General features: G+C 73.3%; 10 protein-coding genes and 1 pseudogene. 6 read left to right on the forward strand and 5 right to left on the reverse strand.

What is annotated here, in order from left to right; translation table 11 throughout:
• Positions 1–234: pseudogene (locus AOK22_RS42230) on the reverse strand (protease); the annotation flags it as partial.
• 467 nt (positions 235–701) lie between these two features.
• Here AOK22_RS42230 and AOK22_RS21860 point away from each other — a divergent pair.
• The 3 genes from AOK22_RS21860 (at position 702) to AOK22_RS21870 (ending at position 3,250) form a co-directional block, all read left to right on the forward strand.
• Positions 702–1,544, forward strand: a complete 843-nt coding sequence (locus AOK22_RS21860; RefSeq protein ID WP_055700400.1) for a glycerophosphodiester phosphodiesterase — start codon at positions 702–704, stop codon at positions 1,542–1,544.
• 53 nt (positions 1,545–1,597) lie between these two features.
• A complete protein-coding gene (locus tag AOK22_RS21865) occupies positions 1,598–2,215 on the forward strand; it encodes an ATP-binding protein (protein WP_079036737.1) in 618 nt (205 codons plus the stop codon).
• 69 nt (positions 2,216–2,284) lie between these two features.
• Complete coding sequence (locus AOK22_RS21870; RefSeq protein WP_055700402.1) at positions 2,285–3,250, forward strand: DUF5926 family protein; 966 nt, start codon at positions 2,285–2,287, stop codon at positions 3,248–3,250.
• A gap of 251 nt (positions 3,251–3,501) precedes the next feature.
• On the opposite strand, the gene AOK22_RS21875 is transcribed toward AOK22_RS21870, so the two are convergent.
• On the reverse strand, positions 3,502–4,092 hold the full coding sequence (locus AOK22_RS21875; protein WP_055700403.1) for a hypothetical protein: 591 nt from the start codon (positions 4,090–4,092) through the stop codon (positions 3,502–3,504).
• A 55-nt stretch (positions 4,093–4,147) separates the two neighbouring features.
• Complete coding sequence (locus AOK22_RS21880) at positions 4,148–4,825, reverse strand: bifunctional DNA primase/polymerase (RefSeq protein ID WP_055700404.1); 678 nt, start codon at positions 4,823–4,825, stop codon at positions 4,148–4,150.
• 453 nt (positions 4,826–5,278) lie between these two features.
• Between AOK22_RS21880 and AOK22_RS21885 the strand changes: the two genes are divergently transcribed.
• Positions 5,279–6,814, forward strand: coding sequence for a PP2C family protein-serine/threonine phosphatase (locus AOK22_RS21885; RefSeq protein WP_079036738.1), 1,536 nt, complete (start codon positions 5,279–5,281; stop codon positions 6,812–6,814).
• Between the two features lie 180 nt (positions 6,815–6,994).
• Positions 6,995–8,458 carry an aminopeptidase P family protein gene (locus tag AOK22_RS21890; protein WP_055700405.1) on the forward strand — a complete coding sequence of 488 codons (1,464 nt, stop codon included), beginning with the start codon at positions 6,995–6,997 and terminating at the stop codon, positions 8,456–8,458.
• Positions 8,459–8,540: 82 nt separating this feature from the next.
• On the opposite strand, the gene AOK22_RS21895 is transcribed toward AOK22_RS21890, so the two are convergent.
• Both AOK22_RS21895 and AOK22_RS21900 read right to left on the reverse strand, forming a co-directional pair.
• A complete protein-coding gene (locus tag AOK22_RS21895) occupies positions 8,541–9,992 on the reverse strand; it encodes an MFS transporter (RefSeq protein ID WP_079036739.1) in 1,452 nt (483 codons plus the stop codon).
• Entirely contained in the window at positions 9,992–10,528 is a 537-nt protein-coding gene (locus tag AOK22_RS21900) for a carboxymuconolactone decarboxylase family protein (RefSeq protein ID WP_055700406.1), read from the reverse strand. The genes AOK22_RS21895 and AOK22_RS21900 overlap by 1 nt, the downstream gene beginning before the upstream one ends.
• Positions 10,529–10,569: 41 nt before the next feature.
• Between AOK22_RS21900 and AOK22_RS21905 the strand changes: the two genes are divergently transcribed.
• Positions 10,570–10,826: GntR family transcriptional regulator (locus AOK22_RS21905; protein ID WP_157872271.1), on the forward strand; the 257-nt coding region annotated here is incomplete at its 3' end.

A 10,826-nucleotide genomic window follows, 5' to 3' on the forward strand; every position in this document is an offset into this window, starting at 1 on the left:
GCGCCGGCCGCCGGGCTTCGGCTCCTGCGGGTGGTACGAGGCGCCCCAGCCGGAACCGGAGCCGCCGCCCGTGGCGTACGAGGGCACGGCGGGCGGCGCCGGGGGCGGCCAGCCACCCGCACCGGAGGCGGCCTGCGGGGCACCGGGGGCGGCCTGCGGGGCACCGGGGGCGTGCGCCGGAGCGGAGGGGCCGGGCCCTCCGGGTGCGGTGGGAGTGGAGCCCTCGGCGCCCAAGGGAGCAGAACCTTCCGCACCCAAGGGAGCGGAACCCTCCGCGCCCACCGGAACGCCGCCTTCGGGCCCTGCCGGGGGAGCGGCGGGCGGGGCGGCGGCAGGAGGAACGGAGGGGCCGGCGGCCGGCGTCGCGGCAGCGGATGCGGAGTCGGCAGGAACAGCGGGAGCGTCCACCGGCGCGGGGGGCACGGACGGGGCCTTGGGTACCTCGTTGCCCTCGTTCTCGGTGCTCACAGCTACTTCTCCTCGGTCCATGCTGTCGTGGCTGTCGTGGCGTGTACCCACGGCCGACGGCTTTCGTCGCTGGTGTTCTCGGTCACGGCCTGGCTGTGCCAACTGTGCATCTGTCTGCAGTCAGCTTTTCCCATGGGCTGTCAGGGCACCATAAGCCGATCCTGTGTGTGCGGCGCCCCGACGGACCCCCGTCCGGCGAGCCGTCGGGTACCCCGTGATGGCACGATGACGCGGTGACCCTCGCACGACAGCACCAGATCCAGGTCGTCGCCCACCGCGGAGCCTCCGAGGACGCCCCCGAGCACACACTGGCGGCGTACAAGAAGGCCGTCGAGGACGGCGCCGACGCCCTTGAGTGCGATGTGCGGCTCACCGCGGACGGCCATCTCGTCTGCGTCCACGACCGCCGCGTCAACCGTACGTCGAACGGCCGCGGCGCCGTCTCCGCGCTCGAACTGGCCGACCTGGCCGCCCTGGACTTCGGCTCCTGGAAGAAGGACCACGACGAGGCCGAGGAGGGCGAGAGCCCGGACTGGGAGGGCGCGGCGGGCGAGGACACCTCCGTCCTGACCCTGGAGCGCCTCCTCGAGCTGGTGGCCGAGAACAACGCGTCGGGCCGCCGGGTACGGCTGGCCATCGAGACCAAGCACCCCACCCGCTGGGCCGGCCAGGTGGAGGAGCGCCTGCTCCTGCTGCTCAAGCGGTTCGGTCTGGACGCGCCGCCCGCCGAGGGCCCCTCACCGGTACGGATCATGAGTTTCTCGGCGCGCTCCCTGCACCGCGTGCGGGCCGCGTCGCCGACGCTGCCGACCGTCTATCTGATGCAGTTCGTCTCGCCGCGCCACCGCGACGGACGCCTGCCCGAGGGCGTCCGCATCGCCGGCCCCGCGATGCGGATCGTGCGCAGCCACCCCGCCTACGTGGCGAAACTGAAGCGCGCGGGCCATCAGGTCCACGTCTGGACGGTGAACGAGCCGGAGGACGTCGAGCTCTGCGCCGAACTGGGCGTCGACGCGATCATCACCAACCGCCCCAAGCAGGTTCTGACCCAACTGGACCGTCTGGGACTCCGTTAACTCCGGTTACAGGGTGTGCCCCGGCGCGTTCGGTCCGTATTCGATCGTTACGAGTGCGTCACCGGACGGGGATTGGCCGGTTTCCGGTCCAGTCCATTGGGGCATCCACACCGTGGCGTGGGGCGAAGGAGGTCTCGGGGGTGGCGTTGGTGGTGGCACGGGAGGTGCCCACGTCGTCGAGCATGGCCGTACCCCATGGCCCTGCGGGCGTGGGGGAAGCAAGACACCGGATGCGCGATCAGCTGCGCAGGAGCGGGGTGTCCGATGCGGTCGTCGACGACGCCGTACTGATCCTGTCGGAACTGCTCAGCAACGCCTGCCGGCACGGCAGGCCACTGGGCCGCGGGATGGTCGGCGACGGTGATGTGCGCGCGGCGTGGCACGTCGACAAGACGGGCCGGCTGACGGTCGAGGTGACGGACGGCGGCGGCCCGACCCGCCCGGTCCCCGCGACACCGTCGGTCACGGCGCACGGCGGCCGGGGGCTCAACATCATCACGGCGCTCGCCGACACCTGGGGCGTCCGCGACGACGTCCACGGCGAGGTCACCGTGTGGGTCGTCGTCCAGGCGGGGCACCGCCACGAGGATTTCGCTACGCGCGTCGCCGCCCCGTCGGCCGCCGCGATATCGGACCTCGCCTTCTCGGACCCCTTCGACGACGTGGACTGAATCCCCGAGCGGCTAGGCTCGCGCCCGTACGCAAGAGTGCACGAGAGCCGTAGCCGGGAGACAGCCAAGATGGCCAAGAAGCGCCCCCAGACCAAGGGTAAGCAGCCGCAGCTCAGGGACGGCGAGATCCCTGTCGTCGGCGCCCGCGAACCCTGCCCCTGCGGTTCGGGCCGCCGCTACAAGGCCTGTCACGGCCGGGCCGCCGCGCACGCGGTGACCGAGCTGGTGCAGCGCCCCTTCGACGGCCTGCCCGGCGAGTGCGACTGGGTCGCGCTGCGCGAGCTGGTCCCCGCCGCCACCGTCGAACTGACGCTCAAGGACGGGCTGCCCGACGGCGTGCCCTCGGTGTCCCTGGCCACGGTGCTGCCGATGGCCTGGCCCGCGCTGCGCCGCGACGACGGCTCGGTCCTGCTCGGCCTGCAGAACGACACCTCCTCCGGCGACATCAGCCGCGACCTCGCCGACACCCTGCAGCGCGCCCTGGAGGCCGAGCCGGGCACGCCGGTGCAGGGCCGCCGCGCCCCGACCGACGGCCCCCGGCTGCAGGACCTGCTCGACCCGGCCGGCCCCTTCGAGCCGGTCGTGCACGAGGGCTTCGAGTTCTGGGTGCCGGACTCGGAGAACTCCTCGCCGGAGGTCGCGGCCTCCCTGGAGCGGGCGAACGCCGCCGCCATCCCGACCGTGAAACTCGCCGGCGTGGACGCCGCGTACTGGTGCGAGACCCCGGAGAAGAACCACCTGCGCTGGGTCATGCCCCACCCCGAGGAGCGGCTGCTCGACGCGCTGGCCCGGCTGCACGCGGCCGGCACGTCCTCGCTCGGCGAGGGCACGCGCCTGGTGGGCTCCTTCCGCGCGCACGGCCTGACCGTGCCGGTGTGGGACCTGCCGAGCGGCGTCGGCGCGGCGGACGTGGAGAAGCCCGCGGCGGAGTTCGCCGAGCGGCTCGCCGCGGCGCTCGCCTCGGACACCCCGCTGACCGCGGAGGAGCGCCGGGCGCGCGGCGGTCTCACCAACCGCCAGGTCACCCTCAGCTGACCGGTGTGGCCGCGCGGCACGACGGCCCCGTCCGTGGTGCCGCGCGGCGGCCGGGAATGCGTGACTCCTGTCACAACTCCCCGTAGCCACAGGTAAATCCCTGTCCGGATAACTGAGATCGAATTTGCCAGGAGCCGATCTCTTGTTACCGTTCAGGTAGCCCGGTTGCTGGTGCATCCCCCGTCGCCAGCAACCGGGCCCTTCCATGTCCGGGCCCGGTCCCGCTCCCCGCCGTGCCGCCGGGGTCGATCTCAACTTCCCTGCGCGGTACCGGAGTTGCTCCCCGACCGCAGCAGCAGCCCGCCGGACTCCCCCGCCGCGAACTCCGCCACCGCCGAGTACGCCGCCGCCGCGCCCACCGACCGCTCGCGCGGGGTCTCGCACGCCCCCGGCTCGTCCTCCGCGCCCACGGCGCAGTGCATCTGTACGGTGCGCGCCCCCGGTCCCAGCACGCTCAGGACGGCGGTCAGCTCCTCGCCGGTGGCGTTGCGGTAGTAGGTGCGCGCCCAGGTGTCGCGGCCTTGGGTGAGGACGCAGGTCTGGGCCTCGATGCCGTCGGGCGAGGAGAGTTCGGGGCCACAGCGCGCGGCGGTGGTCAGTCCGCCGAGGGCGCCGTCCGCGAGGAGCGAGCGGTCCGGCCGCCGGTCCGCCGGCGCGGGGGCGTCGCCCGGCTTCGCGGGGGCGTCCGCCGGCCCCGAAGAGGCGTTCGAGGAGTCGGCGGAGGGGGAGGAGAGGGGCGACTTCGCGTCACCGTCGCCCACGGGCCCCGCGAACGCGCCGGCGAGCGGCAGGAGAACCGTGACGGCCACGACGCCCAGGAGCACGATCAGGCGGGGTTGCATGGCCCGAAGATAACGACAGTCGGCGCGCGGCCCGTCCGCCGCGCGCCCATTTCCCCTACAACTCGGGCGCGCTCACACCCGTACGAGTGAGGGCGTCCACGACGGCGTCCACCACCGCCTCGACGTCCGGCACCCAGGGCGCGGCGGAGCCGGGCAGCGGCGCGCGCTCCCAGCCGACCTGGCCCTGGCCCGTCACGGAGGGGGGCAGCGCGATGTAGCCGCCCTCCCCGTGGAAGCGGAGCGAGCCGGGCACCCAGTCCTTGGCGTAGAGCAGCTCGCCCAACTGGGCCATCGAGTAGGGGGCGACGAGGAGATGGAGACGGCTCGGCGTGGCGACCACCGGGCCGAGCCGGATGCCCGTCCCGTCGAGCGCGGCGAGGGCGCGCGCGCCCGCTTCCGCCGGGAGGCTCACGGCGCACGGCGCGCGGCCTCCGGTGGCGAGCACGATGGGGGCGCCCGGCCGGTTGGTCCACCACCAGCGGACCATCCGCTCGTCGGTGGTCGCCGCGAGGAGTCCGGGGTCGAGGGGATGCGCGCCGGGCACCGCGCAGTCGGGGTCGGGGCAGGCGCACCGCGTGCCGTCGCGCCGGTCGAGGCCGACGCCCGGCAGCACGGGCCACCGCCACGCGGTCGCGAAGGTCAGTGCCGCGCCGAGCTGTCCGGCGCTCCGGCCGGGCTTCCTTCCCATTCGCCAGGACAGGAGCCTGCGTCGCCTTCCGAGGATCTCGCGCATGAGCGCTCGTTCCTTTCCGTTGCACGCCGGCTTGCGCCGGGGAGACTGCGGGCCACATCACACCATGTGTGGATCACTTCGCTGTACGTACGAGCTGGCACATCTGACCCCAGCCTGCGGCATGGGGAACCACTCTGAACCGAGCGTTGACGTGGCGTGGGGTGGCGGCGCCTGGCGTTTGCCGTCCCGCGGTATTTCTTGCCGCCTCCCCCACGGGAGGATGGGGCACGGTCGTCGTGAGTTAGGACGCCCGGGTCCTTCGCCAGGTTCCGGACGGATCCCAACTGCCCCTGGCCATCACTGAGTAGGTACCCAGCGCGACCGTCGCAACGCTCTACCGAACAACCTCAGTCGACCCTAATATGCCCTAACCCGGCGCTGTTTTCAGCCAACTTCCCAAGATCTCTCGCGGTTCCCCGCATTACCTCGGACACCAGGAATCCCAGCAGGACAATGCTGGACATCCCCTCACCAGTGCGTGTACATCTGGAGACATTGCTAGCGGCGCAGAACAACATGGGGGTTTGCGATGCTATCGAGCATTACGCACCGGCCGGAAAGCCGTCAGCCATGAACGCCCCGCACCTTCCGAAAGTGGCCGGAATCGACTCCACTGTTCCGCCACCGGCACACACTGTCGCGCCCACCGCGCACACCACTCCCGCCGCACCCGTAGCGGAGGACACTCCCGTACCGAGTGCGCCCGGCGTCGTGATCCAGGACCGCCTGGCGGGCTGGGTCTCCGACCTGACCACGCTGCACGAGCTCACCGAGCGGCTCGCCCGCACGGCCACGCTCGACGAGGCCCTGCGCGAGCTCCTGCGCGCCGGCGCGGCCCTGGTGGGCGCCCGGCGCGGACTCGTCGTCGTCGAGCCCGCCGACGGCCTCGGCCCCGACACCACCGTCGGCCTGGGCCTGGCCCGCGCCGACCTCGGGCACATCGAGACGGTGCCGCGCGGCGCCACCTCGTACGGCAGGATCCTGGACGCCGCGACGGCCGCGCCCCCCGGGCCCGAGAGCGAGATCGTCCAGCCCGACCTGCTCGCCGACGACGCCCTCGACCCCCGCCACCGCGAGGTCGCCGCACGCCTCGGCTACGCGGCGAGCTACGCGCTGCCGCTGGCCACCGAGGCGGCGGGCCGGATCGGCGCGGCGGTCTGGCTCTACGACGAGCCCGCGGAGCCGGCCGAACGCCAGCGCCACCTGGTCGGGCTCTACGCGCGCTACGCCACCGAGCACCTCGCACGCCTGCTCGAACTGGACCGCACCCGCACCGCCGACGCCACCCTCCGCGAGGAGCTCATGCCCTCACGGCTGCCCCGGGTCGCCGGGGTGCAGCTCGCCGCCCGGCACCGCACCGGTCCGCGCGGCGGCGGCGACTGGCACGACGCGCTGCCGCTGCCGGACGCGGCGCTCGGCCTCGCGGTCGGCTCGGTGACCGGTTCCGGGCCGAGCGCGGTCGCGGCGATGGGCCGGCTGCGGGCCTCCCTGCGGGCGTACGCGGTGATGGAGGGAGAGGACCCCGTCGCCGTCCTCTCCGACCTGGAGCTGCTGCTGCGGCTGACCGAGCCCGCGCGGTCGGCGACCGCCCTGTTCGCGTACTGCGAGCCCGCCCTGCGCAAGGTCGTGCTGGCCGGGGCCGGGCACAGCCCGCCGTTGATCATCGGCGAGCGGCGGACGGAGTTCGTGGAGACGTCCCTGTCGGCGCCCCTCGGGATGCTCGCCTGCTGGGAGGCGCCGAGCGTGGAGATCTCCCCGGAGCCGGGAGAAACGGTGCTTCTGTACACCGACGGGCTGCTGCACCGCACGGGCGACCCGATGGACCGGGCCTTCGCGCGGCTGCACGCGGCGGCGGCGAGCGTGCCCAAGGGCATCCGCGACGACCCCGGCGCGATCGCCGACCACGTGCTGCACGCCGTCCTTCCCGACGGGCTCGACGCGGTGGACAGCGAGGAGGACGTGGTGATCCTGGCGGCCCGCTTCGAGTGAGGCGCGGGCGCCTTCGCGGGTGCCTTCACAGGTGCCTTCGTGTGCGCCTTCACGGGTGCCCGAGGGCTGCCTTCGCGTGAGGCTCCGGGCACGCGCTGTAAGTGGCCTTCCGGCCCTGGGACCCCATCCGCACGCCCGTACGATGGAGGACGGCCCAGTGTCGTACATAGGAGGCAGATCGTGTCGGACGCTCTCAACCCGGAGACCCCGGAAGAGACGGAAGAAGAGCCGATCAAGCAGCGCAAGAACGGGCTGTACCCGGGCGTTTCCGACGAGCTCGCCGAGAACATGAAGTCCGGTTGGGCCGACACCGAACTGCACGACCTGCAGCCGATCGCCCAGGCCGAGCACACCGCGGCCCGCCGTGCCGCGCTCTCCGCGCGCTTCCCGGGCGAGCGTCTCGTGATCCCCGCGGGCAACCTCAAGACCCGCTCGAACGACACCGAGTACGCCTTCCGCTCCTCCGTCGAGTACGCGTACCTCACCGGCAACCAGACCGAGGACGGCGTCCTGGTCATGGAGCCGAAGGACGGCGGCCACGACGCGACGATCTACCTGCTGCCGCGCTCCAACCGGGAGAACGGCGAGTTCTGGCTGGACGGCCAGGGCGAGCTCTGGGTCGGCCGCCGCAACTCCCTCACCGAGGCCGAGAAGCTGTACGGCATCCCCGCCTCCGACGTGCGCGAGCTGGCCGGCGCCCTGCGCGAGGCCACCGGCCCCGTGCGCGTCGTGCGCGGCTACGACGCCGGCATCGAGGCGGCCCTGACCGACAAGGTCACCGCCGAGCGCGACGAGGAGCTGCGCGTCTTCCTCTCCGAGGCCCGCCTGGTCAAGGACGCCTTCGAGATCGGCGAGCTGCAGAAGGCCGTCGACTCCACCGCGCGCGGCTTCGAGGACGTCGTGAAGGTCCTCGACAAGGCCGAGGCCACCAGCGAGCGCTACATCGAGGGCACGTTCTTCCTGCGCGCCCGCGTCGAGGGCAACGACATCGGCTACGGCTCGATCTGCGCCGCGGGACCGCACGCCACCACGCTGCACTGGGTGCGCAACGACGGCGCCGTCCGCTCCGGCGAGCTGCTCCTGCTCGACGCCGGTGTGGAGACGCACACGTACTACACCGCGGACATCACGCGCACGCTGCCGATCAACGGCCGCTTCAGCCCGCTGCAGAAGAAGATCTACGACGCGGTGTACGAGGCCCAGGAGGCCGGCATCGCCGCGGTGAAGCCGGGCGGGCAGTTCCGCGACTTCCACGACGCCGCGCAGCGCGTGCTCGCCACGCGGCTCGTCGAGTGGGGCCTGCTCGGCGACCTCGACGTGGACAAGGTCCTCGAACTGGGTCTCCAGCGCCGCTGGACGCTGCACGGCACCGGTCACATGCTCGGCATGGACGTGCACGACTGCGCCGCCGCGCGCACCGACACCTACGTGAACGGCACGCTGGAGCCCGGCATGTGCCTGACCGTGGAGCCCGGCCTCTACTTCCAGGCGGACGACCTGACCGTGCCGGAGGAGTACCGCGGCATCGGCGTCCGGATCGAGGACGACATCCTCGTCACGGAGGACGGCAACGAGAACCTGTCCGCCGCGCTGCCGCGTACGTCCGAGGACGTCGAGGCGTGGATGGCGCGGCTGAAGGGCTGAGCCGGTCCTTCTGCCCACGGCGACGGCCGGGTGCCGCGGAATGTCCGCGGGACCCGGCCGTCGCCGTGGGTGCCGTCGCCCGTCATGAGGCCGTCCCGCGCGCCTTGCCGGGGAAGCCGAGGGCGACCAGGGCGGTCAGCGCGATGCCCGCCGTCGCGACGAACAGCGCGGTGCGGGTGCCGTCCACCGTGGCCGCCGCCGAGGAGTGCCCGCCCAGGCCCGCGACGCCGACCAGGACCGCGAGGCCCACCGCGCCGCCGACCTGCTGGGCCGTGGACGCCATGCCGGAGGCGATGCCCTGCTCGTGGCCCGCGATCCCGGCGGACGCGGCGCCGAACATCAGGGTGTAGCCCGCGCCCTGGCCGAGGCCCAGGATCAGGAAGCCGGGGACCAGCGCGGCGTAGGAGCCGTCCGCGGCCATGGCGAGGGCGACCAGGGCCGTGCCCGCCGCGCCGAGCGTGAGGGCCCCGGTCATCGCGGTGCGGGTGCCGAGCCGGGTGGTGATCCGGCCCGCGAGGAGCGAGCCCGCGGTGATGGCCGCCATCGGGACGAGGTAGGCGAGGCCGGTGCGCAGGGCGCCGTAGCCGAGCACGTTCTGGAAGTAGACGGTCAGGAAGTACGCGAGGCTGCCGATCGTCGCCATGAAGAGGAACGTCACGGCCATGCCGGTGCGCAGGCCCCGGCCGCGCAGCAGCCTCAGCGGCATCAGGGGGTCGCGGGTGCGGGCCTCGGTGAGCAGGAAGGCGGCCAGCAGGGCGGCGCCCGCCGCGGCGGGGAGCAGCACGGTCACCGAGAGCCAGCCCGACTCCGGGCCCTGGACCAGGGCGACGACCAGGCCCGTGACGCCGAGCGTCGAGGTCAGCGCGCCGGGCAGGTCGATGCGGCGGCCGTCCCGCCGCGCGGTGTCCGGGGCGATGAGGCGGAAGGCGGCGGCGATCGCGATCACGGCCAGGGGCACGTTGACGTACAGGACCGAGCGCCAGCCGAGGAGTTCGGTCAGGACGCCGCCGAGGAGCGCGCCCACGATCAGACCGCTACCGCCCGCCGCGCCCCACACCGAGTAGGCGCGGTTGCGCTCGCGGCCCTCGGCGAAGAGCGTGCCGACGAGGGTGAGCGTGGCGGGGAAGAGGAAGGCGCCGCCGACGCCCTGCACGGCGCGGGCCGCGATCAGCAGGCCAGGACCGGTGGCGAGGCCGCCGGCCAGGGACGACACCCCGTACAGGCCGAGGCCGAGCACGAACACGCGGCGCGGGCCGAAGAGGTCGCAGGCGCGGCCGCCGAGGAGCAGGAAGCCGCCGAAGGCGACGGCGTAGGCGCTGATCACCCACTGGAGGTGCTGCGCGGAGAAGCCGAGGCCGCTGCCGATCTGCGGCAGGGCCACGTACACGATGTTGTAGTCGACGGAGATGATCAGCTGGGCGAAGGCGAGGAGCGCGAGGGTCGCGGCGCTCGCCGTCGCCGTGCGGCGCGGGGCGCCCGGGGCCGGGACGGCGGCCGGGCGTGGGCCGGCCGCCGTCTCCAGGGTGGCGGTCATCAGTGGGCCACCCTCTCGTCCTCGCCCGCGACCTTGGCGGTGCTCAGGGCGATGCGGTTCCAGGTGTTGATGGTGAAGATCAGGGCGAGGACGCGGGCCAGTTCCGACTCGTCGAAGTGGCGGGCCGCCTCGGCGTAGACGTCGTCGGGGACCCCTCCCCGGGAGACGAGGGTGACCGCCTCGGTCAGGGCGAGGGCCGCCTGCTCCTTGGCCGTGAAGAAGTTCCGGGCCTCGCGCCACACGCCGATCATGTGCAGGCGGGCCTCGTCCTCGCCGGCCTTGCGGGCGTCGGAGGTGTGCATGTGGAGGCAGTAGGCGCAGCCGTTGAGGAGCGAGGCGCGGATCTGGATCAGCTCGACCAGGGCCGGGTCGAGGCCGTCGCGGGCGGCGGCGTCGAAGCCGATGAGGGCCTTGAAGGCCTTGGGGGCGGCCTTGGCGAAGTTGATCCGGCCGAGGGGGGTGTGGGCGTGGGCCTCGGAAGCGGTCGTGGCGGCGGTGGCGGTCTGCGTGGCGTTCGTGTTGTTCGTCATGACCATGAATCTAGGCGCCGGAAAGACCTCGGGTAGGGTGCATTTTCATGCCGGAATCATGGGTCAATTCGGCGGAGCGCATCGGCAGTGACCTGCATCTGGACCTCTCCGGTCCCGGCAGCCGCCGCGCCGTGCTCATCCGCGCGCTCCGGGACGCCGTACGCGAGGGGCGGCTCGCGCCGGGCACCCGGCTGCCGCCCTACCGCTCGCTCGCCGCCGACCTGGGTGTGGCCCGCAACACGGTCGCCGACGCCTACGCCGAACTGGTCGCCGAGGGCTGGCTCACCGCGCGCCAGGGCTCGGG

The sequence above is a fragment of the Streptomyces silaceus genome, assembly GCF_001419745.1.
GTDB lineage: Bacteria > Actinomycetota > Actinomycetes > Streptomycetales > Streptomycetaceae > Streptomyces > Streptomyces silaceus.

What these genes read in the sequence shown, in the direction of transcription:
- AOK22_RS21885 (WP_079036738.1), top strand. Translation starts at nt 5,279, where the DNA reads ATGCTGGACATCCCCTCACCAGTGCGTGTACATCTGGAGACATTGCTA.
- AOK22_RS21895 (WP_079036739.1), bottom strand. Translation starts at nt 9,992, where the DNA reads ATGACCGCCACCCTGGAGACGGCGGCCGGCCCACGCCCGGCCGCCGTC.
- AOK22_RS21875 (WP_055700403.1), bottom strand. Translation starts at nt 4,092, where the DNA reads ATGCAACCCCGCCTGATCGTGCTCCTGGGCGTCGTGGCCGTCACGGTT.
- AOK22_RS21870 (WP_055700402.1), top strand. Translation starts at nt 2,285, where the DNA reads ATGGCCAAGAAGCGCCCCCAGACCAAGGGTAAGCAGCCGCAGCTCAGG.
- AOK22_RS21900 (WP_055700406.1), bottom strand. Translation starts at nt 10,528, where the DNA reads ATGGTCATGACGAACAACACGAACGCCACGCAGACCGCCACCGCCGCC.
- AOK22_RS21880 (WP_055700404.1), bottom strand. Translation starts at nt 4,825, where the DNA reads ATGCGCGAGATCCTCGGAAGGCGACGCAGGCTCCTGTCCTGGCGAATG.